24 protein-coding genes are annotated in these 25,610 nt (G+C 73.0%); 7 read left to right on the forward strand and 17 right to left on the reverse strand.

Annotated elements, in window-relative coordinates; genetic code table 11:
* The gene (locus tag ACGFN2_RS00145; RefSeq protein WP_393356299.1) at positions 1–873 is read right to left on the reverse strand and encodes a class I SAM-dependent methyltransferase; all 873 of its coding nucleotides are present in this window, start codon (positions 871–873) and stop codon (positions 1–3) included.
* A 60-nt stretch (positions 874–933) separates the two neighbouring features.
* On the reverse strand, positions 934–1,581 hold the full coding sequence (locus ACGFN2_RS00150; protein WP_393356301.1) for a TetR/AcrR family transcriptional regulator: 648 nt from the start codon (positions 1,579–1,581) through the stop codon (positions 934–936).
* Between the two features lie 512 nt (positions 1,582–2,093).
* Here ACGFN2_RS00150 and ACGFN2_RS00155 point away from each other — a divergent pair.
* Entirely contained in the window at positions 2,094–2,909 is an 816-nt protein-coding gene (locus ACGFN2_RS00155) for an SAM-dependent methyltransferase (RefSeq protein WP_362601072.1), read from the forward strand.
* 90 nt (positions 2,910–2,999) lie between these two features.
* Here ACGFN2_RS00155 and ACGFN2_RS00160 read toward each other — a convergent pair whose 3' ends face one another.
* Both ACGFN2_RS00160 and ACGFN2_RS00165 read right to left on the reverse strand, forming a co-directional pair.
* Positions 3,000–3,908: a helix-turn-helix transcriptional regulator gene (locus ACGFN2_RS00160; RefSeq protein WP_362601069.1), complete on the reverse strand. Its 909-nt coding sequence runs from the start codon at positions 3,906–3,908 to the stop codon at positions 3,000–3,002.
* A gap of 216 nt (positions 3,909–4,124) precedes the next feature.
* Entirely contained in the window at positions 4,125–4,367 is a 243-nt protein-coding gene (locus tag ACGFN2_RS00165) for a DUF397 domain-containing protein (RefSeq protein WP_393356303.1), read from the reverse strand.
* A 195-nt stretch (positions 4,368–4,562) separates the two neighbouring features.
* Here ACGFN2_RS00165 and ACGFN2_RS00170 point away from each other — a divergent pair, with 195 nt between their 5' ends.
* Together ACGFN2_RS00170 and ACGFN2_RS00175 are read left to right on the forward strand one after the other, a co-directional pair.
* A complete protein-coding gene (locus tag ACGFN2_RS00170; RefSeq protein WP_393356305.1) occupies positions 4,563–5,072 on the forward strand; it encodes an ATP-binding protein in 510 nt (169 codons plus the stop codon).
* A 264-nt stretch (positions 5,073–5,336) separates the two neighbouring features.
* Positions 5,337–5,999 (forward strand): TMEM175 family protein, encoded by a 663-nt coding sequence (locus tag ACGFN2_RS00175; protein ID WP_393356307.1) that lies wholly within the window; start codon positions 5,337–5,339, stop codon positions 5,997–5,999.
* Between the two features lie 69 nt (positions 6,000–6,068).
* On the opposite strand, the gene meaB is transcribed toward ACGFN2_RS00175, so the two are convergent.
* Genes meaB through ACGFN2_RS00190 form a run of 3 tightly spaced genes read right to left on the reverse strand, consistent with a single transcriptional unit; the run spans position 6,069 to position 11,201 of the window.
* The gene (meaB, locus tag ACGFN2_RS00180) at positions 6,069–7,076 is read right to left on the reverse strand and encodes a methylmalonyl Co-A mutase-associated GTPase MeaB (RefSeq protein ID WP_362601059.1); all 1,008 of its coding nucleotides are present in this window, start codon (positions 7,074–7,076) and stop codon (positions 6,069–6,071) included.
* Positions 7,077–7,086: 10 nt separating this feature from the next.
* A complete protein-coding gene (gene scpA, locus ACGFN2_RS00185; protein ID WP_393356310.1) occupies positions 7,087–9,318 on the reverse strand; it encodes a methylmalonyl-CoA mutase in 2,232 nt (743 codons plus the stop codon).
* Positions 9,318–11,201 carry a methylmalonyl-CoA mutase family protein gene (locus ACGFN2_RS00190; protein WP_393356312.1) on the reverse strand — a complete coding sequence of 628 codons (1,884 nt, stop codon included), beginning with the start codon at positions 11,199–11,201 and terminating at the stop codon, positions 9,318–9,320. Before ACGFN2_RS00190 ends, scpA begins: the two co-directional genes overlap by 1 nt.
* 221 nt (positions 11,202–11,422) lie before the next feature.
* On the opposite strand from ACGFN2_RS00190, the gene ACGFN2_RS00195 reads away from it, so the two are divergent.
* Entirely contained in the window at positions 11,423–12,697 is a 1,275-nt protein-coding gene (locus ACGFN2_RS00195) for a DUF4185 domain-containing protein (RefSeq protein ID WP_393356314.1), read from the forward strand.
* 39 nt (positions 12,698–12,736) lie between these two features.
* Here the strand turns inward: ACGFN2_RS00195 and ACGFN2_RS00200 are convergent, their stop codons facing one another.
* From ACGFN2_RS00200 to ACGFN2_RS00215, 4 genes are all read right to left on the reverse strand, one after another.
* Positions 12,737–13,138: a DUF1992 domain-containing protein gene (locus ACGFN2_RS00200; RefSeq protein ID WP_393356316.1), complete on the reverse strand. Its 402-nt coding sequence runs from the start codon at positions 13,136–13,138 to the stop codon at positions 12,737–12,739.
* A 133-nt stretch (positions 13,139–13,271) separates the two neighbouring features.
* Complete coding sequence (locus ACGFN2_RS00205) at positions 13,272–13,925, reverse strand: hypothetical protein (RefSeq protein WP_393356318.1); 654 nt, start codon at positions 13,923–13,925, stop codon at positions 13,272–13,274.
* Positions 13,922–15,529 (reverse strand): HAMP domain-containing sensor histidine kinase, encoded by a 1,608-nt coding sequence (locus tag ACGFN2_RS00210; RefSeq protein WP_362601043.1) that lies wholly within the window; start codon positions 15,527–15,529, stop codon positions 13,922–13,924. The genes ACGFN2_RS00205 and ACGFN2_RS00210 overlap by 4 nt, the downstream gene beginning before the upstream one ends.
* Positions 15,526–16,233, reverse strand: a complete 708-nt coding sequence (locus ACGFN2_RS00215; RefSeq protein ID WP_362601041.1) for a response regulator transcription factor — start codon at positions 16,231–16,233, stop codon at positions 15,526–15,528. The genes ACGFN2_RS00210 and ACGFN2_RS00215 overlap by 4 nt, the downstream gene beginning before the upstream one ends.
* A gap of 152 nt (positions 16,234–16,385) precedes the next feature.
* Here ACGFN2_RS00215 and ACGFN2_RS00220 point away from each other — a divergent pair, with 152 nt between their 5' ends.
* The gene (locus ACGFN2_RS00220) at positions 16,386–17,144 is read left to right on the forward strand and encodes a polysaccharide deacetylase family protein (RefSeq protein ID WP_362601039.1); all 759 of its coding nucleotides are present in this window, start codon (positions 16,386–16,388) and stop codon (positions 17,142–17,144) included.
* A gap of 128 nt (positions 17,145–17,272) precedes the next feature.
* Here the strand turns inward: ACGFN2_RS00220 and ACGFN2_RS00225 are convergent, their stop codons facing one another.
* From ACGFN2_RS00225 to ACGFN2_RS00235, 3 genes are all read right to left on the reverse strand, one after another.
* Complete coding sequence (locus ACGFN2_RS00225; RefSeq protein WP_362601036.1) at positions 17,273–17,686, reverse strand: SsgA family sporulation/cell division regulator; 414 nt, start codon at positions 17,684–17,686, stop codon at positions 17,273–17,275.
* A gap of 321 nt (positions 17,687–18,007) precedes the next feature.
* On the reverse strand, positions 18,008–19,651 hold the full coding sequence (locus ACGFN2_RS00230; RefSeq protein WP_393356321.1) for a PH domain-containing protein: 1,644 nt from the start codon (positions 19,649–19,651) through the stop codon (positions 18,008–18,010).
* Positions 19,648–20,166 (reverse strand): PH domain-containing protein, encoded by a 519-nt coding sequence (locus tag ACGFN2_RS00235; protein ID WP_235468003.1) that lies wholly within the window; start codon positions 20,164–20,166, stop codon positions 19,648–19,650. The genes ACGFN2_RS00230 and ACGFN2_RS00235 overlap by 4 nt, the downstream gene beginning before the upstream one ends.
* 137 nt (positions 20,167–20,303) lie before the next feature.
* Between ACGFN2_RS00235 and ACGFN2_RS00240 the strand changes: the two genes are divergently transcribed.
* Entirely contained in the window at positions 20,304–20,969 is a 666-nt protein-coding gene (locus ACGFN2_RS00240) for a TetR/AcrR family transcriptional regulator (protein ID WP_362601030.1), read from the forward strand.
* Positions 20,970–21,046: 77 nt separating this feature from the next.
* Here the strand turns inward: ACGFN2_RS00240 and ACGFN2_RS00245 are convergent, their stop codons facing one another.
* Positions 21,047–21,460 carry an SsgA family sporulation/cell division regulator gene (locus ACGFN2_RS00245; protein ID WP_362601028.1) on the reverse strand — a complete coding sequence of 138 codons (414 nt, stop codon included), beginning with the start codon at positions 21,458–21,460 and terminating at the stop codon, positions 21,047–21,049.
* Between the two features lie 471 nt (positions 21,461–21,931).
* Here ACGFN2_RS00245 and ACGFN2_RS00250 point away from each other — a divergent pair, with 471 nt between their 5' ends.
* Entirely contained in the window at positions 21,932–23,029 is a 1,098-nt protein-coding gene (locus ACGFN2_RS00250; protein ID WP_393356324.1) for a WD40/YVTN/BNR-like repeat-containing protein, read from the forward strand.
* 172 nt (positions 23,030–23,201) lie between these two features.
* Here the strand turns inward: ACGFN2_RS00250 and ACGFN2_RS00255 are convergent, their stop codons facing one another.
* Positions 23,202–23,708 (reverse strand): MarR family transcriptional regulator, encoded by a 507-nt coding sequence (locus tag ACGFN2_RS00255; protein WP_362601022.1) that lies wholly within the window; start codon positions 23,706–23,708, stop codon positions 23,202–23,204.
* Positions 23,709–23,779: 71 nt separating this feature from the next.
* Positions 23,780–25,582 carry an FUSC family protein gene (locus tag ACGFN2_RS00260; protein WP_393356326.1) on the reverse strand — a complete coding sequence of 601 codons (1,803 nt, stop codon included), beginning with the start codon at positions 25,580–25,582 and terminating at the stop codon, positions 23,780–23,782.
* Positions 25,583–25,610: the final 28 nt, after the last annotated feature.

A 25,610-nucleotide genomic window follows, 5' to 3' on the forward strand; every position in this document is an offset into this window, starting at 1 on the left:
TCAGCGCTTGACCGCCCGCAGCGCGTACAGCAGCGGGACGATCGGCTCCGACGGCGGCAGCCGCCACCAGCCGTTCTCGGCCGGGACCATGGTGTCGAACCGCTTCCAGGGCAGCAGTTCGGTCTCCCGCACCAGTTCGACGGTCAGCCCCGCGCCGATCACGGCGGAGATGACCTCCCCGAGGCCGTGCCGCCACTCATAGCTCGTCGTCGCGCCCTGCACCGGCGGCCCGTCGGTGTACGTGCACGGCGTATCGCTCCGGAGGGGACCACGGCCGCCTAAGTAGTCGTTCCGCAGCCGGAGATCCTGCTGGTCCGGGCCGCCGGCCGGGCCCAGCGAGTCCAGGAGCGGATGGAACTCGACCAGATAGAACGTCCCGCCGGGCCGCAGCAGCGAGCTGACGATCCCGGCCCAGGTGGGCAGATCCGGCAGATAGCAGAGCGCCCCCTTGCCGGTGTAGATCACATCGAACCGCCGCGCACCGAGCGCCTCCGGGGCCCGGTGCACATCCGCCTGGACGAACGCCATGCTCCGGCCGGCCTCCGCGGCGAGCCGCCGGGCCTCCGCGACCGCCGCCGCGGAGAAGTCCAGCCCCACCGTGTGTGCCGCGCCCCGTTCGGCGAACGCGGCCGTCTCGGTGCCCAGATGGCACTGCAGATGCAGCACGTCCCGCCCGGTCAGCTCGCCGAGATCGGTCCACTCGAAGGGCGCGAACCAGTCCTCGGCGGTGCGTGAGCCGTCCAGCCCGTAGAAGGCGCTGGCCACATGGACCGGGGTGCGGGCGTCCCAGTTGGCCTGGTTGGCCAGGACCATCTCCTCGGCGGTGGCCGGGATTCCCGGAAGGGGCGTCAGTTGACTCTCGTTCATGGTCATCCGTCCCTTCTACCCACCGGGCCGGGCCGCCCGCCAGTAGGGGACGGAGATCGGCTGCCCCTACCCCTCCCCGGCCGGCGTCGTCCACACCTCACCGTCGAGGACGTTGCGCATCCCGACCCACACCATGTTCATCAGCCGCAGGGTGATCCGCTCCGGGGGCTCCTCGGGATGGAGCGTCATCCAGTCGGTCAGCGAGTCCGCCGCCCCGACCAGGGTGTACGCCACGAAGTCGGCCTCGTCGTCGGGGCAGGCGGCCCCGGCGCCGTCCGCCCCGCAGGTCCGGACGAGCCCGGAGACCTCGCCGAGCAGCGCCCGCCGGGTCCGCGCCAGCTCCGCCGCTATCGCCGGGGTCAGCTCCGGCGCCTGGCGGTGCAGCACCACCCAGCTGTCCGGGTGGGCGGTGACGAAGGTGAAGAACGCCAGCAGCCCGGCCCGCAGGCGCAGTTCGGGGGAGGGCGCGGGGCCCGTGGTGGCCCGGAACGCGGCCACCAGGCGCTCGGCCTCACGACGCAGACAGGCGAGAAACAGCCCCTCCTTGGAGTCGAGATAGAGATAGACCATCGGCTTGGTGATCCCGGCGAGTTCCGCGATCTCGTCGACCGAGGAGGCGTGGTAGCCGCGCTTGGCGAAGACCCCGATCGCCGCGTCGATGATCAGCTGTTCCCGGACCGGCCGGGGGACGCGTCGCCTGCGTATATCGCTCATCCGTGGAGCTTATCCCAGCATTACTCACAAGTAAGTTTACGTCGGAGTCAGGTTGTTGGCGGACGGAACCGTCGGCCCGGGTCGTCTTCGGCAGGTGTAAAGCGGGGTGACGGTGGTAGGCGCCCTCATGCAACGCTCCATTCCGCAACGGCAGTTGTCCGGGTGGCTGCCGAGGCGGCCGGATGCGGCTGGGCCCGAGATGTTCCTGGGCGGGCCCGACCGCGCGGGGGCGTGCCCGGCGTTGGGTGTCGCCGGAAAAATGGAACGGGCCGCCGCCTGTGAGTGGCGTGGCGGCGGCCCGTACCCCCGCGCCGGCCGGACTCTCCTCCCCGTTCGGTGGCGCCCCATGACGTCTCGTCAGCTCTCGGCCGGCGCCGGGAAACACGGCCGCTCGTCTGCAACAACCGCCCTCCGCTAGGTATGTTGGGGACTGCGGGGCGTGGTCGTACAATCACGCAACGATCGGCCGCTGCCCCCTGGCTGAGGCTGCCGAAGCGACGGGAAAGTGTGGAATGAGCCAAGAAACGCGACCGCAGTCCAGCGCCGTCGACGTCAGCATCCCGAGTGTGGCGCGGATGTACGACTACTACCTCGGCGGCAAGGACAACTACGCCGTCGACCGCGAGGCCTGCGACGAGCTGAGCAAGGTCGTACCCAGCACCCAGGTGCTGGCGATCAACAACCGGCGCTTCCTGCAGCGGGTGGTCCGCTGGCTGGCCCGGGAGCACGGCATCCGGCAGTTCATCGACCACGGATCAGGCCTGCCGACCCAGGACAACGTCCACCAGGTCGCCCAGCAGGTCGACCCGCAGTCCCGGGTGGTCTACGTCGACAACGACCCCATCGTGCTGGCCCACGGCCGGGCCCTGCTGGAGGAGAACGCCCACACCGCCGTCATCCAGGCGGACATGCGGGACACCGACGGCATCTTCGGCAGTCCCGAGGTCGAGCGGCTGATCGACTTCGACCAGCCCGTCGCCGCGCTGTTCGTCTCCGTGCTCCACTGCATACCGGACGCCGACGATCCGGCCGGTCTGATCAAGCGGGTCGCCGACCGGCTGGCGCCGGGCAGCTTCCTGGTGGTGTGCCAGCTGGTCAGCGAGGACGCCGCGACCCGCGACTTCGTCACCGAGTTCATGCGGGTCTCCACCCACGGCCAGTGGGGCCGGGTGCGGCAGGCGCACGAACTGGCCGGCTTCCTGGACGGCCTGGAGGTCCTGGAGCCGGGCCTGGTGGAGGTCTCCACCTGGAAGCCGGACGCGGACATCGGCCCCAAGCAGCTCACCCAGGAGTGGATCGAGTACGGCGGAGTGGCCCGCAAGTCGTAGGCCCCGCCGGGCGGATGCCCCGTCACGTGCGAGCGGGGCGGGGCACCCCGGTGGGTGCCCCGCCCCGCTCGCCGCGTCGGCGCCGTGCGCTCAGCTCTCCTGCTTGAGCAGCCGCTCCAGGATCGTCACGGACTCGCGCGGCGACTCGGACTGTGCGCTGAGCCGGTCCATCACCGCGAGGTAGTGGTCCACATCATCGCGCTTGTCCAGATAGAGCGCGCTGGTGAGCTGCTCCAGATAGACGATGTCCGGCAGGTCCGGCTCCAGGAACCGCAGGATCGTGATCGGACCACCGGCCGCCGCCAGTCCGCCGAGGCTGAACGGAGCGATCTGCAGTGTGACGTTCGGCAGCTCGGTCATCTTCAGCAGATGCCTGAGCTGCCCCGTCATCACCTCGGGGCCGCCGAGCGGGCGGCGCAGTGAGGCCTCGTCGATCACCGCCCACACCCGCGGCGCGTCCGGAACGGTCAGCAGCTCCTGACGCTGGACCCGCAGCCGCACCCGGCGCTCGATCTCCTCGGGCGAGGAGCGCGGGTGGCCGAGCTGCGCCACCGCACGGGCGTAGTCCGCGGTCTGCAACAGGCCCGGCACGAACTGGACTTCGTAGGTGCGGATCACGGAGGCGGCCTCTTCGAGGCCGATGTGCGTCTCGAACCAGCCGGGCAGCACATCGCCGTACTGGTGCCACCAACCGGGGCTGCTGGTCCGGCGGGCCAGGTTCAGGAAGTCGGCGCGGACCGCCTCGTCCGTGACGTGGTAGAGCGTCAGCAGATCGGCGACATCGCGCTCCTTGCAGCTCACCCGGCCCAGTTCCAGCCGGCTGATCTTGGCGTGGGAGCCGCGGATGGCGTCCCCGGCGGCCTCCCGGGTGATGCCCGCCTCTTCCCGCAGCCGGCGGAGCTGGGTGCCCAGCACGATACGCAGGACGGTCGGGCCGCCCCGGGGGTGGTCGAGATAGCGGCGCAGGGACGGGCCGCTGCTGGGCTGCGCGGCACTCATGCCGAAACCTCGCTTCGCTCGGCCCCGCAATCGCGGGGCGCGCACCTCTTCACGTGTCTCCCCCGGCCTCCGGCCGAGGAGGTTCCCCTGCGGCGCTCGCTCATCCTGACTCCCCTGGGTGGTCGGGCGAGCGCCCAGTGTCCCATCGCGCCAACTCCCCGTACAGCCGGGGAGACTATCCGGTCGACATATGCGCCACTCGTGGCCGCGTCCGCGTCAGTCCGTGCCGACGAGATCGTCGAAGTCGCCGTCCTTGGCGCCCTGGACGAAGGCCACCATCTCGGCGCGGGTGTAGACGAGTGCCGGACCGGAGGCGAACCGGGAGTTGCGCACCGCCACTCCGCCGTCCGAAAGAACCGCCAGTTCAACGCAGTTGCCACTGGGGTTGCTGCGGCGGCTCTTGCGCCAGACGGCGCCTTCGATGCTGGTCGCCTGCATGCCGTTGCTCACCGACTCCATCACGACTGCTCCCTTGCTGGAGGGCATTCCTCCGACCGATGCCGGGCCCGCGCTCACCTTGGCGTGATCGAGCCCCTGGGGCGCCGTCCTTACCGATGTAATTGCAGATGCACTTGCACCGGGCGACGACTGCCGAGGATATTAGCCCTCCGAGGCAGTCCGGCCCACCCCGAAATCCCCTTCGCGGAGATGGTGATGACCACACATCCGGCAGAGACCGTGCACGACGCGCTTCGGGAGGAACCCTGTGAGGACGTGGGGTGGCTGCCCGCCCCCGACGGATTCGCCGCCTGTGCCCTCAGCAGCTCCGCCCGCACGGTGCCGGAGGCCCGCCGCTTCACCCGGGCGACCCTCGAAGGCTGGCAGGTGTGCGCCGGTCTCGCGGACGACGCGGTGCTGGTCGTCTCCGAACTCGTCAGCAACGCCCTGCGCCACGGCTTCCGGGAGCCCGGCCCGGACGGGGAGGGCGCCGCGGCGCCCGCACCCTTCTGCAACGCCTGGCTCGCGCTGACCCGGCAGGAGAGCACCGTGCTGTGCGCGGTCTCGGACGCCGGCCCCGGCGCGCCGGTCATCCGGCCCCGCAGCGAGCTCGCGGAGTCCGGGCGCGGCCTGCAGATCGTCGACACGCTGAGTGAATCCTGGGGCTGGACGCCCCCCGACCGGTCGGGGAAGACGGTCTGGGCGGCGATGTCGGTGCGCGGCTGAGGTCTGCCCGAAGCGAGCAGGTACTGGACGAACTCAATGACGCCCGACGGGAGTTGGCCGATGCGGCCGGACTCGACCACGGCGGGGTCGCCGTCGCAGCCGGGACCTGGCCCTCGCATACTTCGCCGAACGGGAGCGACGCGCCGTCGCGGCCGCCGAGAGCGAGCCGTGGCCCGTCCGGAGCTGACCGGGGGAGTGAGGCGGCTCGATATCTCCAAGGGATCAATCGGAATATTCCGGGGCGAGTGATCCTAAAGTGGGGTGATGAACGGTGGCCGGAAGCTCCAGAAGCTACGGGACGACGAGGGGAGCGCGGACCGGCTCCTCGCGTTGTCCGACGGCGTGTTCGCCATCGCGATGACGCTGCTGGCGCTGGACATCGCGCTGCCCGGCGGGCTGGACTCCGCCGGATTCGCGCAGGCGCTGCGGGACGTGATGCCCAAAGTGTGGGCGTACGCGCTCAGCCTGCTGGTCATCGCGGCGTTCTGGCGCGGCCACTACCAGCTCTTCCAATGCGTACGCGAGGTGGACGGGGCGGTCATCAGGCTGGTGCTGCTCGGCCTGGGGCTGGTCGCCCTGATGCCCTTCCCCACCACCCTGCTGGCCGAGTACGGCGACCTGCCGCAGGCGGTGTCCATCTACTCCGGCGCCGTCGCGGTCATGGGGGCGGTGCAGCTCGCGCTGACGCTGGTGCTGTGGAAACGGCCGTGGCTGGCGAGCGAGGCGCTGCCCGACCGCATCGTGCGCAACGACGTCCTCGACCTGGCGGGGACGGTGCTGGTCTTCGTCACCGCCGTACCGCTCGCCTTCGTCTCACCGACGGGCGCGAAGCTGTGGTGGGCGGTGCTGATCCCGCTCCGTGTGGTGACCGGCAGACGGGACAGACGACTGCGCATGGAGGCACAGCGGGGTGCGGACACCCCCTGAGGGTGCTCCTTGCGGACGCCCGCCTGCGCGGCGAGGCGTATCCGGAAGGAGCGCCCTCGGGAGGTCCGCCTACTCCGCCGCCGGGCCGTTCTCCGCCAGGCCGAACGCCGTCAGCAGGTGTTCGGCGGCCAGCGTCGCGGTGATCTCGCCCGCGCGCACCGCACGTTCGACCTCGGGGCCGACCCGGCGCACCTCGGGGTGTTCCTGGAGGCGGTCGATCAGCCGCTCGCGCACCATCGACCAGGTCCAGTCGACCTGCTGGACCCGGCGCCGCTCGGCCAGCGCGCCGGTCGACTCCAGCAGCGTGCGATGCTGCTCGACCCGCTCCCAGACGCCCTTCAGACCCGTGCCCTCGCGGGCGCTGCAGGTCAGCACGGGCGGCGTCCAGGCGGCGTCCGGAGGCTGCAACAGCCGTAGCGCACCGGAGAGTTCGCGGGCCGCGGAGCGGGCGTCGCGCTCGTGCGGACCGTCGGCCTTGTTGACGGAGACCAGGTCCGCCAGCTCCAGCACGCCCTTCTTGATGCCCTGGAGCTGGTCGCCGGTGCGCGCCAGGGTGAGCAGCAGAAAGGTGTCGACCATGTTGGCGACGGTGGTCTCGGACTGGCCCACCCCGACCGTCTCCACCAGGATCACGTCATAGCCGGCCGCCTCCATCACCACGATGGACTCCCGGGTGGCCCGCGCCACCCCGCCCAGCGTGCCGGACGTCGGGGAGGGCCGGACGAACGCGGCCGGGTCGGTCGCCAGCCGCTCCATCCGGGTCTTGTCGCCCAGGATGGAGCCGCCGGTACGGCTGGAGGACGGGTCGACGGCGAGCACCGCCACCCGGTGCCCCATCCCGGTCAGCAGCGTGCCGAGCGCGTCGATGAAGGTCGACTTGCCGACACCCGGCACCCCGCTGATGCCGACTCTGCGGGCCGCGCCGGAGTGCGGCAGCAGTTCGACCAGCAGCCGCTGGGCCGCCGCCCGGTGGTCCGGGCGGGTGGACTCGACCAGGGTGACGGCGCGGGCGATCCAGGCGCGGGAACCCGCCCGGACCCCCTCGGCGTACCGTTCGACATCGATCGTCGCAGGCATGGCCCCCCGCTCAGAGCTCGTGGCCGAGGGCCGACGCCAGTTCCCGCACCAGATCGTGGGCGGCCTCGGGAATGACCGTGCCGGGCAGGAAGACCGCGGCGGCGCCCATGTCCCGCAGCGGCTGCACGTCCTGCGGCGGGATCACCCCGCCCACCACGATCGTGATGTCCTCACGGTCCTCGGCGGCGAGCGCTTCCTTCAGCGCGGGCACCAGGGTGAGGTGCCCGGCCGCCAGCGAGGACACCCCGACGATGTGGACGTCCGCCTCCACGGCCTGGCGGGCGACCTCGGCCGGCGTCTGGAACAGCGGGCCGACATCGACGTCGAAGCCCAGGTCGGCGAAGGCCGTGGCGATCACCTTCTGGCCGCGGTCATGGCCGTCCTGGCCCATCTTGGCCACCAGGATGCGCGGCCGGCGGCCCTCGGCACGCTCGAACTCGGCCACCAGGTCCCGGGTGCGCTCGACGCCGGAGGAGGGGCCCGCTTCGTCTCGGTACACACCGGAGATCGTACGGATCTGGCCGGAGTGCCGTCCGTAGACCGTCTCCAGTGCGTCGGAGATCTCACCGACCGTCGCCATCGCGCGGGCCGCGTCCACCGCCAGTGCCAGCAGATTGCCCTCCAGCCCCTCGCCGGGACCGGCCTCGGCCGCCGCGGTGAGCGCCCGCAGCGCCGCCTGGCAGGCGTCCTCGTCGCGCTCGGCGCGCAGCCGCTTGAGCTTCTCGATCTGCTGGGCGCGCACCGAGGAGTTGTCGACCTTGAGGACCTCGATCTCCTCGTCGGTCTCCACCCGGTACTTGTTGACGCCGATCAGCGCCTGCCGCCCCGAGTCGATCCGCGCCTGGGTGCGGGCCGCGGCCTCCTCCACCCGCAGCTTGGGGATGCCCGCGTCGATGGCCTTGGCCATCCCGCCGGCCGCCTCGACCTCCTCGATGTGCTGCCAGGCCCGCTGCGCCAGGTCGTGGGTGAGCTTCTCGATGTACGCGCTGCCGCCCCACGGGTCGATGACCCGGCAGGTGCCCGACTCCTGCTGCAGGAACAGCTGGGTGTTGCGGGCGATCCGGGCGGAGAAGTCGGTGGGCAGCGCCAGCGCCTCGTCGAGGGCGTTGGTGTGCAGCGACTGGGTGTGGCCCTGGGTGGCGGCCATCGCCTCCACACAGGTGCGGGTGACGTTGTTGAACACGTCCTGCGCGGTCAGCGACCAGCCCGAGGTCTGCGAATGGGTGCGTAGCGACAGGGACTTGGGGTTCTTCGGATCGAAGCGCTGCACCAGGCGCGCCCACAGCAGCCGGGCCGCGCGCAGCTTGGCGATCTCCATGAAGAAGTTCATGCCGATCGCCCAGAAGAACGACAGGCGCGGGGCGAAGGAGTCCACGTCCATGCCCGCCTCGATGCCCGCGCGCAGGTACTCCACCCCGTCGGCGAGGGTGTAGGCCAGCTCCAGGTCGGCCGTCGCGCCCGCTTCCTGGATGTGGTAGCCGGAGATCGAGATGGAGTTGTAGCGCGGCATCTTCTGCGAGGTGTACGCGAAGATGTCGGAGATGATCCGCATCGAGGGCTGCGGCGGATAGATGTAGGTGTTGCGGACCATGAACTCCTTGAGGATGTCGTTCTGGATGGTCCCGGCCAGCTTCTCGGGCGGTACGCCCTGCTCCTCGGCGGCCACGATGTAGAGGGCGAGAACGGGCAGAACCGCGCCGTTCATCGTCATCGACACCGTCATCTTGTCCAGCGGGATGCCCTCGAAGAGCTGCCGCATGTCGTAGATCGAGTCGATCGCGACGCCCGCCATGCCGACATCGCCGGTCACCCGCGGGTGGTCGCTGTCGTAGCCGCGGTGGGTGGGCAGGTCGAAGGCGACCGACAGGCCCTTCTGGCCGGCCGCGAGGTTGCGGCGGTAGAAGGCGTTGGACTCCTCGGCGGTGGAGAAGCCGGCGTACTGCCGGATCGTCCAGGGCTGGTTGACGTACATCGTCGGGTACGGGCCGCGCAGATACGGCGTGATGCCCGGGTAGGTCCCCAGGAAGTCCAGACCGTCGAGGTCCGCCTCCGTGTAGAGCGGCTTGACGTCGATGCCCTCCGGGGTCTCCCACGTCAGGTCCGCCACGCCCTTGCCGGTGGCCTGCTGGACGGCCGCGGCCCACTCCCCGGTGTCACCGGCGGCGTCCGCCGTGACCGGGGCGCCCAGCTCGACCGTGCTGAAGTCCGGGATGGCGCCCGCTTGTTGTGTCGTGTCGTTCATCACGCCACCTCCATGACATCCAGGGCCGAGGACAGCACCTCGACCGCGTCGCAGCCCGTGTGGACGAAGGAGTCCACACCGGCCGCTGCGAATTCGTCCCGCCGCTCGCCCGGCTTGCCGGCCAGGTGCACCCGCAGCGCCCCCGCCGACGTCAGCGCGGCCGCCACCGCCGCCGCCTGCTCGCCGTACACCGTGTCGCTCGCGCACAGACAGGCGATCCCCGCGCCGCTGCGGGCGAAGGCCTCGGCGGCCGACTCGGCATCGACCGGGGCGGGCTCGGTGACCGTCTCGATGCCGCCCGCCTGGAACAGGTTGGCGGCGAAGGCCACCCGCGCGGTGTGCGTGGCGACCGGCCCCAGCGCGGCGAGGAAGACCTTCGGGCGGGCGCCGTGCGCCGCCAGATGGGCGTCGGAGCGCGCCCGCAGCCGCTCGAACGCGTCGTCCCTGCGCACCCGCGGCAGCCCTCCGCCGATCGGCGCGGGCGCCGGCTCGCGGTGCACCGGCGGCTCGGCGAGGTGCGGGAACTCACTGACCCCGGTGACCGGCTCGCGCCGGTGGGCGAGGTCGGCGGTCCGGCGCTCCCAGGTGCCGGCCAGCCGGCCGGCGATCATCCCGGAGCGCAGTGCCGCGGCCTGGCCGCCCGCCCCCTCGATCTCCTGGAACCACGCCCAGGCGGCCCGGGCCAGCTCGTCGGTGAGGCTCTCCACGTACCAGGAGCCGCCCGCCGGGTCGATCACCTTCGACAGGTGCGACTCCTCCAGCAGCACGGACTGGGTGTTCCGGGCGATCCGGCGGGCGAACGCGTCCGGCAGGCCCAGCGCGGCGTCGAACGGCAGCACGGTCACCGCGTCGGCGCCGCCCACTCCCGCGGACAGCCCGGCGACCGTGGTGCGCAGCATGTTCACCCACGGGTCCCGACGGGTCATCATCACCGTGGAGGTGACGGCGTGCTGACGCTGCGCCGACGCCTCGGGGGAGGCTCCGCACACCTCGGCGACCCGCGCCCACAGCCGGCGGGCCGCGCGCAGCTTGGCGATCGTCAGGAACTGGTCGGCGGTGGCGGCGTAGCGGAACTCCAGCTGCCGGCAGGCGTCGTCGATGCCGAGACCGGACTCGGTCAGCTGCCGCAGATAGGCGACGCCGGTGGCGAGCGAGGTGCCCAGCTCCTCGGCGGCCGAGCCGCCCGCCTCGTGGTACGGCAGCGCGTCGACGGCCAGGGCCCGCACACCGGGTGCGTCGGCGGTGCAGCGTGCGGCCATCCGGGCGGCCGACTCCAGCTGGACGCGCAGCTTCGCGTCGTCACCCGTACGGGCCAGCAGCCCGAGCGGGTCGGCGCCCAGGCAGCCCGCCGCCTCGCGCAGCGGCGCTCCGGACGCGGTGTACAGCCGCAGCAACTCCTCGGCGGCCGCCGCGAAATCGGCGCCCGCGTCCAGCACCACCGCGGCCAGGTCCAGATAGACCCCCTGCAGCGCCCACTCCAGACCGGTCACCGGCACCCCGCCGTCGCCGACGGTCAGCCAGACCGAGGTGACGCCGTTCTCCAGGTCGGCCAGGACCGACTCGTTGGCGCGCTCGGGATCGGTGTGGACATGGCGCTGGCGTACGTCCCACCCGGCGACGGTGGTGCCCTCGGGCCGCCCGGCCCGTACGAACGGGGGGAAGCCCGGATGGCCCAGGGCGGCCGTGCCGTCCTCGGCGGTATAGAGCGGGCGGACGCGGATGCCGTCCTGGAGGTCGGTGGCCAGCGCGTCCTCGGCGGCGTCGCCCGTTGCTTCTGCGGCGCCCGATTTGCGCAGCACGCCTTCGACGAGACGCTGCCACTGTGCGCGGTCGGCATCCGGGAAGGCTGCGGCCAGGGGGAGTTCGGGGGACTCGGCGGTCATGCCAGCAGGCTAAGCGAACGACCGTTAGCTGGAGCAGGGGCTCCAGCTGTGACCTTGCACTCGTTGACCAGGCAGAAATGTTGATATCCACGGGCCGGATGGGGCAGGTGGGGCGGGTCGCCCGTATCACGAGGAGTCCCCACGGGGGCCACGGGACGCGTCGGCCGGGGGCGTCGGCGCAGGTTCAGTACGGTGGGCGCGGCACCCGACCGAGGAGCGCGATGCCCAAGGCGCCGATGACCCGCACCGTGACCGCCGCCACGCTCCTCCTGGCCGTCGCCGTGTTCCTGTGGGCGCTGCCGTGGTCCGCGGGACCCGGTCGCGCGGCGGACTGCACCGGACGCCGGATCGCCTCCTGGGCCGCCGATTCCCGGCATACCGCCGAATTCGCCCGATACGGCAATGACAACACCCGGACGGATGACTGGACCGGCGGCGACGGCACCCACTCGGTGCGGCTCCCCGACGGCCGGACGCTGTGGCTCTTCTCCGACACCTTCCTCGACCGCGTGCAGAGGCCGCCCAACCCGCACGGGGAGAACCGCCGTTGGCGCACCGCCGACACCGGCGGCACCCCCTATCTGCGGCACAACTCCGCCGTGGTGATGTCCCGTTCGGGCCGCCTGGAACGCACCCTGACCGGCGGCACCGCGGCCGCGCCCGGACCGTTCTTCCCCGACCCGCCCGGCGGCGGCTGGCGCTGGCCGGTCCGCGCGAGCGTGGAGCCCCGCGGCCCGGGATCGGCCGAGAAGGTGGTCCGGGTCCTGCTGTGGAACCGCACCCCCGGCACCGGACCGTGGATCTTCGGCGTGCCGCACGGCACCGAGGTCGCCACGCTCTCGCTCCCCGGCCTGCGCCTGGAGGGCATCACCCGGACCGTGGGCCCGACCTCGGCGGACCCGGCCCGGCGGGTCCTCTACGGCGTGGCGGCGGTCCGCGACGGCGACTGGACCTATGTCTTCGGCAGCGACGACCCGCCGGCGTCACCGGCCTCCCGCGCCTATCTCGCACGGGTCCCGGCCGGGCGGCTCGGGGACCGCGGAAGCTGGCGGTTCTGGGACGGGGCCCACTGGCAGCGGCGGGCCGGGCGGGCCGCGCCGGTGCTGCGGGACGGCGGCCGGCGCGGCGTGGGCAGCGCCTTCACCGTCGTCCGCGACGGCCCCGCCTGGGTGCTGATCACCATGGACACCGGGGGCGGCGGCGCGGCCGGCGTGCGGTCCCTCACCAGCTACTGGTCCTGCTCACCGCGCGGCCCCTGGCACGGGCCGAACGGCCGGCTCACCCCGCCCCGCCCGCCGGCCCCCGACCCGCAGTACGTCGCCGCCTACAACCCGCAGGCACACCCCGGACTCACCGCGGACGGCTCGCTCGTGCTCAGCTACGACATCAACTGGCTCGGCCCGCCCGGCGTCCCGGCCGACTCCCGGCTCAACGGCGATGTGGACCTGTACCGGCCGCGGTTCCTGCGGGTACGGCTGGGCCCCGCCGGGCCGTGACCGCGGGGCAGGGCCGCCGGCCGGACGGGACGCCCTCGTTCAACTCCCGTGCCGCGCACGCCATTCACGGGCGGCCGCGTCGAGGTCGAACGGGACGAGGTTCAGCGGAGGGCCTTCCAGCGGGGTGCGCAGCGCTGCGCTGATGCGCTCGTTGACCGCCGTCAGGATGCGGCGCAGCGCCGCCTCGGTGGGAGCGGCGGCCGCGGCCTCCTGGGCCTCCTCCGCCTCCTTGCGCAGGGCGAGGGAGGGCGGCAGGTAGGAGAGGTGCTCCCGGTGCATCTTGTCCTTGATCCACCACATCTCGTCATACGGCTGGTCGAGGTGGGGGAGCGGCTTGCCGGCGCCCTTGAGGCCGGCGAAGTCGCCGCGCTCGGTCGCCTCGCGGATCTGCCGGTCGACCCAGGTCTCGAAGGTGACACCGGGGGGTTTGCGCTCGGTCATCGCGTACGTCTCCCGAGGTTCGGGGCCGGTCGGCCGCTTCTCCGGACGGTGTGCGGGCAGGACCGCACCCGCCTTCACGGTAACGCGGAGCCGGGGCGCGGCGAGCGGTTCGTGACGGGCGGTCCGCGGCGGTTCAGCCCGTCGGGCCTGGCTCCGGACCGGAGCCGCCGGTCCCGCCGCCGGTGGCGGATGCGGTGCCGGTCGGGCTCGGCTCGACGACGGGAAAGGCGTTGTTGCCGCCGCACACCATGGGGCCGATCCGGTCGGTCTTGCTGACCAGCGTCACGGTGATCTCCTCGGACGGCCGGTTCCCCGGTACCCGGGCATTGGCCGCGGTGCACACCAGCTGGTTCAGCGACCCGGAGTCCAGCTCCGCGGCGACCAGCGGCAGGGTGATCACCACGGCGCCCTCGCGGGTCTCGGCGCTCGGCACACCGAGGGACTTCGGCAGGACACTGGTCAGGCCGCGCATCCGCTCCGCGTGGTTGGGGCCCTTCATGAGCAGCTCCAGGGCCTGTTCCGGGTCGACCGGGGTCTTCGCCGGCCGGGTCGCGGAGCGCAGCCCGGAAGGACCGTAGAAGAACAGCTGGACATCGGCCTCGGGCTGGCCCGGGGACCGCACGCCGGTCGCCGGCTCCCCGGCGTCGATGACATCGGTGGGGGCGATCCCGCAGCCGGCCAGTGCCCCGGACAGGGCGCAGGCCAGTGCCCCGGTGACGGCGCCTCCCAGGAAGAGCCGCCGGGCCCGTGCCGCGCGCGGGGTGTTCCGGGCGTCGCTGACGCTCATACGTGGCTCTCCTTTCCGGGCTCTGCGGCCTCGGGGTGTGCGTCGTCCCGGTCGTCGTCCGGAGTCTGTCCGGTCTCCCACGGGCCGTCCGGTGCGTCCGCCGACCCTTCGGCCGCCGTGTCGTTCGCCCCGCCGTGGCCCAGCGGCAGGTCCACCGTGAACACCGCACCGCCCTCGGGGGAGTTGGCGGCGCGCATGACGCCGCCGTGCAGCCGTACGTTCTCCATCGCGATGGCCAGCCCCAGGCCGCTGCCCTCCGAACGGGCGCGGGCGGAGTCCGCCTTGTAGAAGCGCTCGAAGACATGCGGCAGGACCTCAGGGTCGATACCGGGCCCGCTGTCGGAGATCTCGATCAGCAGCCGCTCCGCGTCCGGCTCGGGGGCGTGCAGCCGCACCCGGACCGGCTCACCGCCGTGGTGCAGGGCGTTGCCGACCAGGTTGGCGACCACCACGTCGAGCCGCCGTGGATCGAGCCGGGCCCGTACGCCGGCCGGCAGCTCCGCCGTCACCCGCTTCTGCCAGGCCCTGGCCTGGAGGGTCTTGCGGATGGTCTCGGCGACGTCCACCTCGTCGAGATGGAGCGCCGCGGCCCCCGCGTCGAACCGCGAGACCTCCATCAGATCCTCCACCATCCGCGCCAGCTTCCCGGTCTCCTGGCTGATCAGCCGGACCGCGGAGGCGGTGTCGGGGTCGAGGGAGTCGGCGTCCTCGTCGAGCACGTCGGTGACCGCGGTCATCGCCGCGAGCGGGGTCCGCAGCTCGTGCGAGACATCGGCCGCGAACCGGCGGGCGTTGGACTCCAGCCGGCGCAGCTCGGCCATGCTCTCCTCCAGCCGGGCCGCCATGTCGTTGAACGTCCGGGACAGGTCGGCGAGTTCGTCGCCGCCCTTGACCTCCAGGCGGGTGTCCAGCTTGCCCTCGGCGATCCGCCCGGCGGCCTGCCGCAGCCCGCGTACGGGCCGGAGCACCCCGCGCGCGGCGAGCAGCGCCGGGATCACGGTCAGCACCAGCACCGGCAGCGCGCCCCGCTGTGCGGCGCTCACCAGCGCCTCGACATTGGACTCCTCGGCGTACAGCGGGAGCTGGGCGTACACCGACAGCGCGGAGGCCTCGCCGTCGGACTGCCGTACCGGCATCCCGATCAGCAGCCAGGGGTCCCCGCCCCGGTCCACGCGCTGGAAGACCGGCACATGGCGCTTCTCGACCGACTCCTTGAGGCCGGCCGGGATCTCGACATCGCCGCGCAGACTCCCGTCACCGCTGTCGCGGACACCCCGGTAGTGCACCGAGATGTCCCAGTCCCGGGACTTGCCGGAGCGCTCCAGCTGGACCCGGAAGGAGTCCAGATCGGCCTGCGACGGCGGCACCGGCAGCTCCGGTGCCAGCGAGTTGACCTGGGCCCGGAGATCGTTGACGGCGATGTCCTGGGAGCGCTGGAGGATCGCGTTCCGGGCCTCCTGGTAGGTGAGCAGCGCGGTGGTCAGCGCACTGACCGCGGCGACCACCAGGAACCCCACGACGAGCCGGGCCCGCAGCCCACGCAGCAGCTGGGCGTTCCCGCGCCGGAGACGGGGGAGGTCCGCCCAGCGGCGGGGGCGCTTCACAGGGGCCCGAAGCGGTAGCCGAAGCCGCGCACGGTCTGCACGTAACGGGGACTGCGCGGGGTGTCCTCTATCTTCGTCCGCAGCCGCATCACACAGGCGTCCACCAGCCGCGCGTCGCCGTGGTAGCTGTGCTCCCAGACCTGCTCCAGCAGCTGCTGGCGGCTGAAGACCTGCCCCGGGGTGGCGGACAGGAACAGCAGCAGTTTCATCTCCGAGGGGGCCAGCGCCAGGTCCTGGCCGCCCTTGCCGACGACCAGCCCGGCGCGGTCTATGGCCAGTTCACCGTAGGTCTCGACCGGGGCCGGGCCCGGCTCGGCGGCGGCCGGGGTGCCGTCGGCCGGCAGCGCGGTCCGGCGCAGCACCGCACGGATGCGCGCTTCGAGGACCTCGCCACGGGCGGGCTTGACGATGTAGTCGTCGGCGCCGGCCTCCAGGCCGAGCACCACATCGAGATCGTCGCCACGCGCGGTGAGCATGATGATCGGGAGCTGCCGGTCGGCGCGGATCAGCCGGCAGACCTCGAAGCCGTCCTTGCCGGGGAGCATCAGGTCCAGCAGCACGATGTCCGGGCGGAAGCCCGGCAGGACGTCGAGGCCTTCCTCACCGCTGGCCGCGGCGGCCACTTCATGGCCGCGCCGCCGGAGCGCGAGGGTCACTCCGTCCCGTACGGCGGCGTCGTCCTCGATCAGAAGTACACGTGGCATGGGGTCCAGTATCAATAAGTTTCGTGATGGATCGGTAACAGGAGCAGCCTGTCCGGTCCCTGACGCATCTGTCCTGGTGCAGGGCGGTGCGTGCACAGCACCCACCGCCCCGCGGAACGCACAAGGACACGGTACGAGGGACGGGAACGGGAATGGCACGGGGCTTCGGTAAAGAGAGCGGCATCATCGGAGTGACCGCGGCGGCTGTCGTGGCACTCGCGGCCGCGGGGGCGCTCATCTTCTCCGGAGCCGGCTCGGACTCCAGCGCGGCGGACGCCGCCAAGCCGCCGAAGAAGGCTCCCCGGGTCGTCGACTCCTCCATCGTGCACTCCTCGGACCGTCCGGGCCGCAGCCTGAACATCACCATCGACGACGGCCCCGACCCGGTCTGGACGCCGAAGGTGCTTGAGGTGCTGAAGCGGCAGAACGTCAAGGCAGTCTTCTGCATGATCGGCCCGCAGGCCAAGGCGCACCCCGACCTGGTCAAGCAGGTGGTGGCCGCCGGGCACAAGCTCTGCGACCACACCACCAGCCACAACACCGGTATGGATCACCAGCCGGAGAGCTACCAGTCGCAGCAGATACTCGACGCCCAGAAGATGATCGAGGACGCGGCGGGCGGCGCCCAGGTCGAGTACTACCGCGCCCCCGGCGGCGCCTTCACGCCCTACAGCCGGAAGCTGGCCGCGGAGCACGGCATGCGACCGCTGGGCTGGAACGTCGACAGCAAGGACTTCGAGGGCGGCGGCGTCGAGATGATCGACTCCACGGTACGCCGCGAACTCCCCAACGGCCCGACGGTCCTGTTCCACGACGGCGGCGGCGACCGTTCCCGGACCGTCGACGCGCTGGACCGCCTGCTGCCGTGGATGAAGCAGCAGGGCTACGGGTTCGGGTTCCCGAAGCGCTAGGTGTGCTGTCCGCGAAGTCCCGGTGCTCCGTCCGGGGCTTCGGCGGCCCGCCGGGCGCAGATATCAGGTGAGGGCGGCCGCCGGGCCGCCCTCAAGCATGTTCCGGGGTACCGGCGCCCCGCTGTCTCTCACGCCGCGCCGAACAGCTCCGCGAGGTCGCGCTCCATGCCGAGGTGGGCCGACTCGGCGCCCGCGGGCACCGCCTCGTAGGAGCGGGCGAGGAACCGCCGTACATCCGCGGTCCTCAACTGGACCATGGCGACGCCCTCGTCCGCGTGGAACTCCATCACCGTGCGGTCCGGGCCGGACGGCCGCACCCGCACATCGCCCCGCCCGGCCGGCACCCGCAGGCCCTCGTCGAGCAGTTCGCGGGCGAAGGCCCAGTCCACCGCCGAGCCGTTCAGCGAGATCTCCGGCGGGAAGGACATCCGCACGGCCAGCGGATCGGCGGGCTGGTACTGCAGCACCGCGGGGACCGGGTGCGGGCCGGGGCCGGTGGCGATGAGGCGGACCTGGACGGCTTGGTCGATGACGGGATTCATCGCGCTGCTCCCTCACGGCTATCGGGACATGGGCAAAGGCTCGTCCAGTTAGACGCGGCGCCCGGCCCCGTCGTGCACGTGACGCGGGTGTGAGGTGTCTCACGTTTCGGCGGTGCCGGCCTCGTGCCGTGCAGGTAGTACGGCTGCGGGTCCGGCTCGGGCGCGTGCCCGGCGGCCGCCCGGGAGTTGCGTTGGCGCGTCGCCGCCGTGTGCGCCCGCTGCCGTACGCGACGGCCGCCGACGGCGCCGACGGCCCTGGGCGGCGCCCCGGGCCCGCGCCCCAACGGCCCGGCAGGCACCGCGCGTTCCCGTGAGCAGCCGCTACCGCGCCCGCTGCCCCGGAAGGTGCTCGGCCCCCGGGTGCACCAGGAACTCGTCCAGGATTCCCGGCGCCGCCTCCGTGGCGAACGCGGCGGCCGCGGCCGCCGGGAGGTCCGGGATGCGGTAGCCGTCCTCGCCCGCCGCGACCGCGGCGGTGAGTGTGACGAGACCGGCCCGGCGGGTGAACGGCGAGGTCGAGAACGTCCAGGCCGCGATGGCCTCGCGCTGCAGGGCGACGGTGTCACGGCTGAAGGTGCCCGAGCGGGCGACCAGATACGGTCCGTGCACCCCGTGTCCCAGATTGCGGTACGCGTCCCGGGCCAGCCACAGGGTCATCGCCGTGGTGAGCACCGCGTAGATCCAGGCGCAGTGCAGCAGGACGGGAGTGAACGCCAGGCCGAGACCGGCGAGCACGGCGGTGCCCGGAAGGACCGCGAACAGCAGACCGCGCACCCGGCGCCGGCGCAGCGCGATCCGGGGGTGCGGTGTCAGTGCCGCCGGTGCGGTGCTTCCCGGGAAGGGCGAGCGCAGGGCGCCGCCCGCCACCCGCAGCGCCTCGGCGCGCGGCGCAGGCGGCAGCAGCCCACTGCGCTTGCGGTTCTCCTCGCGGTCGCCCAGCCCGCCGGCCACCGCGCGCACCAGCGCGCCGCCGCCGGCCCGCAGCAGCAGCGGCTCCCGCAGCACCACCCCGCGCAGCCGGGCCCGTTCGATGGTGACCGCACGGGTGGTGAGCAGCCCGCGGCGCACCCGCAGGGTGCGTGCGTCGGTCCACTCCAGGCAGTAGTTCCACCAGTTCTCGACGTACATCACGACGGCACCGACCGAGCCGAGGGCGAGGACGGCGAGCAGCGCCGCCGGGATCGTCAGCCAGAGCGCACTGGCGCCGAACTCGGTGAACGCCCGCTGGACGATGCCGAGTTTCCAGGGCTCGATGCCGATGCCGTCCAGCACCCGGTAGATCCCTCCGGCCACCACGAACACCCCGCCGATGACCCAGAAGGTCAGCGGCGCATAGCGCAGCCAGCGCCAGCTGATACGGGCCACCACCGGGTCGTTCGCGACCGCCTCGGCGTCGGCGTATGCGAGCAGCTCGGTCCGCAGCTGCTCCGCCTCGGGGGCAGCGAGCGCCTCCAGCGACAGCTCGCTGCCACCGTCACCCGAGCCCGCCGTACCCGCCCGCAGCACGGTGACGCCCAGCAGCCGGTGCACCGGTGTCGCGGTCAGGTCGACGGTGCGGATGCGGTGCAGCGGCACGCTGCGCAGCCGCCGGGTCAGCAGGCCGCTGCGCACGTCGAGGGTGGGGGAGCCGCCGCCCGGTCCGTCCCGATGTGAGGCCGTGGTGATCCGGAACTCCGTACGGGCCCACCGGATCAGGCCGATCGTGGTGACGACCGCGAACGAGGCGGCGATGGCGGCGAGCGTGATCCAGGCCCGGGTGGTGATCCGGCCCCCGGTGGCCAGCGCCGTCAGCGCCAGCGAACCGAGGGGCGCCGCCATCCAGCCGCAGTGCACCAGCAGGGTGCGCGGATCGAGCCGCCGCCACGGCGTCTCCTCCCAGGGGGCGCCGGATGCGGTGCCGAGCCCGGGGCGGGCGGAGGCGTCGGGGCGTATACCGGGCGTACCGGGTTCCCGTGGTGTGCTCATGCGGCATCACCCGGCACGTCCTGGGCGGCCTCACCGATCCGCCGGGACAGCTCCTCGGCGTCCGCGTCGGACAGTCCGGCGATCTTGATGTCGCCCGCGGTCGAGGCGGTGGTGACGGTCACCGTGGCCAGCCCGTACCGCCGCTGGAGCGGGCCGCGCACGGTGTCCACGGTCTGCACCCGGCTGAGCGGCGCGATCCGCCGCTTCTGCCAGAACCAGCCGCCCGCCGCGTAGACCGCCCGGCCGCCCAGCTCCCAGGCGTGCACCGCGTACCGCCACCGCGGCATCACCAGCAGATAGCCGAGGGCCGGCAGCACCAGCACGACCAGCAGCAGCGGGCCCAGCCACGGCAGCGCACCCGGGAAGAAGAGCAGGGACAGCACCGCCAGGGTGAGCGCGGTGAGCAGCATCGGTCCGCTGAGCGTCAGCAGTGCCTGCAGCGTCCACCAGCGGCGGGCCCGGGGGTCGACACGGTGGCGGGGTGGTCGCAGCAGCGGGGCGGCGTGCTCGGGCATGAGGGGCACCGGTTTCCAAGTCAAGTGTATTGAGTAGCGGTACGTTATAACGGTACAAGCGACTTGTAAAAGCGGGCCGGGGTCGCGAAGCCGACCCCGCGCGCGAGAAACCGCGCCCCGCATGAGGGAGGTCATCCGTGCCCAAGAAGGTGGACCACGAAGCCCGGCGCCAGGAGATCTCCGAGGCGCTGTGGCGGATCGCCGGCACCCGTGGTCTGGACGGGGTGAGCCTGCGCGATGTCGCCGCGGAGGCCGGCATCTCGCTCGGCCGGTTGCAGCACTACTTCCGCACCAGGGACGAGATGCTGCTCTTCGCCCTCCGGCACATCAACCGGCTCGCCGGGGAGCGGATCAGGGAACGCATCGAGGCGCTGGCCGGGGAGCCGACACCCCGTGAGGTACTGCGGGCCTGCCTGTCGGGCATGCTGCCGCTGGACGACAGAAGCCGTGTCGGGCTGCTGGTCGGCGCCGCGTACTACGCCCGCGCCGTCCATGACGAGGCGCTGCGCGGTGAGGCCAGGAACGGTATCCCCCAGCTCCGCGCCTTCTTCGCCGACCAGCTGCGGCGGGCCGCGGACCGCGGCGAACTGCCGCCGGAGCGCGCCACCGAGGACGAGGCGATGCTGCTGATCGGCGTGGCCGACGGGCTCGCCACCTATGTCCTGCTGGACGTGCACAGCCCCGAGACCGCACTACGGCTGCTGGATCTGCACCTGGCGCACCTCTTCGGCGCGGAGCGGCCGGCGGGTGCGGGGGAGGGGGGCGCGGTGCAGGCCGGTGCGGGGTCGGTGGGCGCCGGGTGAGGTGCGCGGCGGAGGTCCGGGGCGGGGGCGGAGCCGGGTGACGGGGGCCGGGCGGTTCCGGCGCTGACGGGGGTGGCTCAGGCCTCGCGCAGCAGAGCCGCGAGATCGGCCTCGACGTCCAGGTGCCGCGCCTCGTCGCCCTGCGCGACGAGCTCGTACGACCGCGTCAGAAAGGTCCTCAGTTCCCGCGTCTCGAACTGCACCACCGCCATGCCGCCCGCCGCGTGGAACTCCACCACCACGGCGTCGGCGTCGTACGGCCAGATCTGTACGTCCCCCGCACCGGCGGGCTCGCGGAGCCCCTCCTCCAGCAGCTCGCGCCCGAACGTCCAGGTCACCTCCGCCCCGTCCAGCGACGCGGCCGGCGGAAAGACCAGCCGCACCGCGAACGGGTCGGTGCGGTCGTAACGCAGGCTCGCCGGAATCACCTGCGACCGGGGAACGGTCGCGATGAGACGGGCCTGAACGGCTTGTTCGATGACGCTGGACATCGCCGGCTCCCTTGCATGCGGTGCGGTTCATTGAGGCTTCGACCAGTAAGACGCACGGGCCATCGCGCCAGGTGCATTGGATTCCTACGTGACCTGCGTCACGGGCCTTTGAATGTACGCATATGCCCTCTTTGCTGGGGCTCCGGAGCGCAGGTTCGGCGCTCGGAGCCCCGAAGTGACCGCCCGTCAGGCGTATGAGGCCGTGACGGCCGCACCGCCGTCGCCACCGAGGGCTCATCAGAGGGTGCGGGCAGTGACGGGCGAGGGGCCCGGCGGCGAGGGGCGGCGGTCTGGACGGCGCGGTCGGGCTGGGCTAGCTTCCAGCCCACAACCGGAGCGGGGTGGGGCGAAATGCAGCGCATGGGGCGTTTGTTGTGTACGGGGTCGGACCGGGGGACGGGCGGGAGGCCGCGAACTGGCAGCGCCGGACGCCGGGCGGCCCTCACGGCCGGTGCCGCGGCCCTCGCCATGATGGCTGCCGGCCCCGCCGCCGCGGCCCCCTCCACCGCTCCCGCCACGTCGTCCTACGCGGCGCCCCACGCGAGGCCGTCCGCCCCGCCCCGGGCTCCGCTGTCGGCGGCCGCACTCACCACCCCGCACGCCGGCTGGCGGCTCAAGGACAGCGGCAGCACCGCCCGCTTCCGCGGTCTGGCGGCGGTCAGCCGTACGACCGCCTGGGCCGCGGGCACCGCCGGCACCGTGCTGCGCACCCGCGACGGCGGCAAGCACTGGAGCGATATCTCCCCACCCGGCGCCGGGGAACTGGAGTTCCGCGACATCGAGGCGTTCGGCGCCCGCCGCGCCGTCGTCCTCGCGATCGGGGAGGGCGCGGCCTCCCGCGTCTTCCGTACCGACGACGCGGGCGCCACCTGGACCGAGAGCTTCCGCAACCCCGACTCCCGTGCCTTCTACGACTGCCTGACCTTCTTCGACCGACGGCACGGCATCGCGCTCAGCGACCCCGTGGACGGCAGGTACCGCATCCTGTCCACCGCGGACGGCGGCCGCCGATGGCGGGTGCTGCCGTCGGACGGCATGCCGCCCGCCCAGCAGGGCGAGGCCGCCTTCGCCGCCAGTGGCCAGTGCCTGGTCTCCTCCGGCAGCCGGGACGCCTGGATCGCCACCGGCGGCGCGGCCACCGCCCGCGTCCTGCACACCGCCGACCGCGGGCGCACCTGGTCGGTCAGCGACACCCCGGTCCCCGCGGGCGACCCGGCGCGCGGCGTCTTCGCGCTCGCCGTCCGCGACCGCGCCCACGCCCTCGCGGTCGGCGGCGACTACCGCCCCGACCAGCCCTCACCCCGTGCCGCCGCGGTCAGCCACGACGCCGGCGCCGGCTGGACGCCGGCCACCGCACCCCCGAAGGCGTACCGTTCCGGCGCCGTCTGGCTCCCGCACTCCCGCCACCTCGCCCTCGCGGTCGGCCCGTCCGGCAGCGATCTGACCCTCGACGGCGGCCGTACCTGGCGCACCTTCGACGACGGTTCGTACGACACCGTCGACTGCGCCCCCGACCTGGGCTGCTGGGCCGCGGGCGAACGGGGCCGGATCGCCCGGCTGGAACCCTGACAGCGGGCGGGAGGCGGGGCCTTGCGCGGGGACGTACGGGGTCTCGGGCCGGCTGGCCGGCCGGACGAGGCGGGCCCGCCGCTCCTGCTCGCGCCCGCCGCTCCTGCCCCGGGGCACTCCCGACGGGTGTCCGCCGCTCCTGCCTGCGGGCCACTCCCGTCGGGCCGCCGCCTCACTCCAGCAGGCTGCCGAGCCGCCCCTCCAGAACCACCAGCAACTCGCCCAGCGCCGTGGAGAGTTCCTCCTGCCGCTCAGCGCCGATGCCGTCGAGCAGCGACGCCTCGTACCGGAGCTGTTCGGGCAACAGCCGGTCGATGGTGTCGCGTCCCTCGTCGGACAGTGAGAGGTGGCTGACGCGGCGGTCGCGTTCGTCGGGGCGGCGGACGATCAGTCCCCGTTCCTCCAGCTGACGCACCCGCTTGGTGACCGCGGCACCGGAGGCGAAGGTCTCGCGGGCCACCCGTCCGGGGGTCAGCTCGCGGTCCATCCGGCGCAAGGTGCCGAGGATGTCGAACTCGGGGCGGGTGAGTCCGGCCGTCCTCAGGGGCGCGTCGGCCGCCTGCTGCAGCAGCGCGGAACAGCGGTTGAGCCGTCCGATCACCGCCATCGGGCCGGTGTCCAGCCCGGGGTGCACCTGCTGCCACTGGCGCAGCACCCCCGCGACGATGTCCTCGGTCACCCGCACTCTCCTCTCGGCCATGCCGTACGCCGTCAATTGTGCCTGCGTACGGCGCCGGGCGGGCGCACGGGTCAGGCGGCGAGTGCCGGCGCCGAGAGCCGCCGGACGAGACCGGCCAGCGCCCGGTGGCCCCGCTGTTCGGCGTGGGCGATCCGCTCCTGAGGCAGGGCCGGCTGCCACCACTCACCGGCTGCGACCTCCACCGCCTCCCGGAGTTCCAGCAGACCTCCCGCCAGCCGGTCACGGGCCCAGCCGGCTTCCCGGGCCTCGTCGGCGCCGGCCGTGGGCCCCGCCGTGAGCAGCCGGACCGCGTCGGCCTCCGCGGCCGCGACCCGCCCCAGGGCGGCCTCGATACGGTTCGCGGCACGCCGGTTGGTGACCAGGACGCAGCAGACCAGGCCCACGACCGCCCCTACCAGGGTGTCGGTCCAGCGGTCGGCGATCAGCGTCCCCGCCGGCACCTGACTGCCGAACTGGGTCAACAGCAGCGCCATCGGGGTGACACACACCGAACCGAGCCAGTAGTTGCGGGTGATACCGGCCTCCGCGCCGAACTGGCAGGCCAGCACGATCGCGATCATCGCGAGCGGTCCGCCGTGTATCAGCGGCAGCAGTGCGGTGTAGAGGAGCAGCCCGAGCAGATTGCCCAGGGTGCGCTGCAGCGCCCGCTGCCAGGAGAGCGTGGTGTTGGCCTGGTAGATGGAGGCCGCGGTCACCACGGCCCAGTACGGGTGCCCCACTCCGACGGCCATCGACGCCCAGCCCGCCAGCACACACCCGGTGGCGACCCGCACACCGATGGGCAGCAGCGGCGACCCGGGCGCGAGCCGGGCCAGCACCGCCCGCACCCCACGTGGCTGACCGGGCGCGGGCCGCCGCCCCGGCGTCTGCGCGACGGCACCCGCCAACTCCCCGGCCCGCGCCGCGGACACCGCGACCTCGGGCACCGCCCGCCCGCCGCGCAGTTCACGCGCCCAGCTTCCCAGCCGGCCGGCCTCGGCCCCGGGGAACCGGACCTCGTGCGGTCCGGCCCCCGCGCCCACCTCGTCGGCGTCCTCCGTACCCCCCAACGCCGACTCGGCGCGCACCAGCAGCCGTTCGAGCCCGGACCGCGCCGCGGCCTTGGCCGGGGTGGCGACCGGGACCAGGAACAGCGTGTGCCAGGCGGCGTTCACCGTGGCCGCGGCGGCATGACGGGCGTGCGCCGCCCCGGCCGGCTCCCCGCCGCCGGCGTCCGCTTCCTTACGCAGCAGCCCCGCGGCCGCCTCCAGCGCACGGGCGACCGCGATCCGCTCCGGCCCCTGCGGCCGCAGCAGTGCCGGAGCCATACAGACCAGCCAGGCGAGCCCTCCGGCGCCGAGCGCGAGAGCCAGGTGCGGGGGCACCTGCCCGAGGTGCTGCGGCACGAAGAACGCCGACGCGGTGATGAAGGTCAGGATGACGTTGCCCGGCGGGCCGATGCGCGTCGCGTCACAGACCACCTTGTGGACCGCGGCGACCAGCGAGGCGCCCACGACGAGCAGGGCGGTCGAGGTGATCAGCGAGGCGGCGGTCAGCGCGACACCGAGGCTCGCGACCATGCCGAGCACGACCCAGAGCAGGGTGCGGGCGCGGGCGGCGTACGGCAGCCCGTGCGCGTACAGGGCGCACATCGCCCCGGCCGAGGTGTACAGGATCAGGTCCAGCCGCCCCAGCGCGTACAGCGTGAGGTCGGGGATCGCCAGGGCCGCCACCGCGCTGAGCGCCGGTTTGTGCCAGATGTCGAGGGGGCGCCGCAGCCGCACGGCGCTCCGGACCGGCAGGGGCCGGACCCGCGCCGCGCTCCCCGGAACGCCGCCCGCACTCTTCCCGGACGGCTCGACATGCTTCCCCATGAGAAGAAGGTTAGCAGGTGTTTTACCA

Source organism: Streptomyces sp. NPDC048612, assembly GCF_043199295.1.
Lineage (GTDB): Bacteria > Actinomycetota > Actinomycetes > Streptomycetales > Streptomycetaceae > Streptomyces.

Coding starts and splice junctions, on each gene's coding strand:
- ACGFN2_RS00145 (WP_393356299.1), bottom strand. CDS start 873: ATGACCATGAACGAGAGTCAACTGACGCCCCTTCCGGGAATCCCGGCC.
- ACGFN2_RS00150 (WP_393356301.1), bottom strand. CDS start 1,581: ATGAGCGATATACGCAGGCGACGCGTCCCCCGGCCGGTCCGGGAACAG.
- ACGFN2_RS00155 (WP_362601072.1), top strand. CDS start 2,094: ATGAGCCAAGAAACGCGACCGCAGTCCAGCGCCGTCGACGTCAGCATC.
- ACGFN2_RS00160 (WP_362601069.1), bottom strand. CDS start 3,908: ATGAGTGCCGCGCAGCCCAGCAGCGGCCCGTCCCTGCGCCGCTATCTC.
- ACGFN2_RS00165 (WP_393356303.1), bottom strand. CDS start 4,367: ATGGAGTCGGTGAGCAACGGCATGCAGGCGACCAGCATCGAAGGCGCC.
- ACGFN2_RS00170 (WP_393356305.1), top strand. CDS start 4,563: ATGACCACACATCCGGCAGAGACCGTGCACGACGCGCTTCGGGAGGAA.
- ACGFN2_RS00175 (WP_393356307.1), top strand. CDS start 5,337: ATGAACGGTGGCCGGAAGCTCCAGAAGCTACGGGACGACGAGGGGAGC.
- meaB (WP_362601059.1), bottom strand. CDS start 7,076: ATGCCTGCGACGATCGATGTCGAACGGTACGCCGAGGGGGTCCGGGCG.
- scpA (WP_393356310.1), bottom strand. CDS start 9,318: ATGAACGACACGACACAACAAGCGGGCGCCATCCCGGACTTCAGCACG.
- ACGFN2_RS00190 (WP_393356312.1), bottom strand. CDS start 11,201: ATGACCGCCGAGTCCCCCGAACTCCCCCTGGCCGCAGCCTTCCCGGAT.
- ACGFN2_RS00195 (WP_393356314.1), top strand. CDS start 11,423: ATGCCCAAGGCGCCGATGACCCGCACCGTGACCGCCGCCACGCTCCTC.
- ACGFN2_RS00200 (WP_393356316.1), bottom strand. CDS start 13,138: ATGACCGAGCGCAAACCCCCCGGTGTCACCTTCGAGACCTGGGTCGAC.
- ACGFN2_RS00205 (WP_393356318.1), bottom strand. CDS start 13,925: ATGAGCGTCAGCGACGCCCGGAACACCCCGCGCGCGGCACGGGCCCGG.
- ACGFN2_RS00215 (WP_362601041.1), bottom strand. CDS start 16,233: ATGCCACGTGTACTTCTGATCGAGGACGACGCCGCCGTACGGGACGGA.
- ACGFN2_RS00220 (WP_362601039.1), top strand. CDS start 16,386: ATGGCACGGGGCTTCGGTAAAGAGAGCGGCATCATCGGAGTGACCGCG.
- ACGFN2_RS00225 (WP_362601036.1), bottom strand. CDS start 17,686: ATGAATCCCGTCATCGACCAAGCCGTCCAGGTCCGCCTCATCGCCACC.
- ACGFN2_RS00230 (WP_393356321.1), bottom strand. CDS start 19,651: ATGAGCACACCACGGGAACCCGGTACGCCCGGTATACGCCCCGACGCC.
- ACGFN2_RS00235 (WP_235468003.1), bottom strand. CDS start 20,166: ATGCCCGAGCACGCCGCCCCGCTGCTGCGACCACCCCGCCACCGTGTC.
- ACGFN2_RS00245 (WP_362601028.1), bottom strand. CDS start 21,460: ATGTCCAGCGTCATCGAACAAGCCGTTCAGGCCCGTCTCATCGCGACC.
- ACGFN2_RS00250 (WP_393356324.1), top strand. CDS start 21,932: ATGGCTGCCGGCCCCGCCGCCGCGGCCCCCTCCACCGCTCCCGCCACG.
- ACGFN2_RS00260 (WP_393356326.1), bottom strand. CDS start 25,582: ATGGGGAAGCATGTCGAGCCGTCCGGGAAGAGTGCGGGCGGCGTTCCG.